Genomic DNA, 814 nt, shown 5'->3' with positions numbered 1-814 from the left:
GGTGGCGGCGTTTCCTTGCGCTCACCAACCGGAAAATGCAGATCGGCTGGGTGGCTATGCCCCACCCGGCGCCAGAGCCGCGCCTTCTTGTCCGCAATGGCGAAACAGGCATCGGTCTGCCCCGGCATTTCGGCAGCCCCCAGCAGCAGCAAACCGCCCGGTCGCAACGCAAAGCAGCAGCGCGCGACAACGCGCTTTTGCGCCTCCGCATCCAGATAGATCAGCAGGTTGCGGCACGACACGAGGTCGATTCTGGAAAATGGCGGGTCCGACAGCAAATCCGCGACGGTAAAGACGATCACGTCCCGCAATGCCGAGCTGACACGCCAGCCGCCTTCTTCGGATACAAAGAAACGTGCCAGACGTTCCGGGGAAACGGCAGCCTCTATGTCCTTGGGGTAAAAGCCCGCACGCGCGGTCGCGACCGATTCAGGGTCGACGTCGGAGGCCAGAACTTGAAGCCGGGTGTCGGACCCCGTCGCCTCGATCGCTTCGCGGCAGCTGATGGCGAGGCTGTATGCCTCCTCGCCCGTGCTGCACCCGGCAACCCAGAGCCGCAGCGGCCGGTCGGCAGGCAGCCCCGCCACAAGATCGGGAATGGCCTTGTCAGCCAGATGCTCGAACACTTCGGGGTCTCGGAAAAAGCTGGTGACGTGGATCAGAAGATCGGCCATCAGCTTGTTGCGCTCGTCACCATCCGACTGCACCAATTCATGATACCGGGGAATTTCATCCGGCCTCAGACCAACGATGGCCATGCGGCGCGCGATCCGGCGCTCCAGCGTGCCGCGCTTGTATTGCGAGATATCCCGCG

The 814-nt window shown here is 63.4% G+C and carries 1 protein-coding gene; it reads right to left on the bottom strand.

Annotation, left to right across the window (positions count from 1 at the left end):
* Positions 1 to 814: CheR family methyltransferase (locus tag V8352_RS21845; protein WP_336426358.1), on the bottom strand; the 814-nt coding region annotated here is incomplete at both ends.

It is taken from the genome of Roseovarius sp. D0-M9, from assembly GCF_037083805.1.
Taxonomy (GTDB): Bacteria; Pseudomonadota; Alphaproteobacteria; order Rhodobacterales; family Rhodobacteraceae; genus Roseovarius.
The sequence above is the reverse complement of the archived record's forward strand: the minus strand, read 5'-3'. Positions and strand labels throughout refer to the sequence as shown.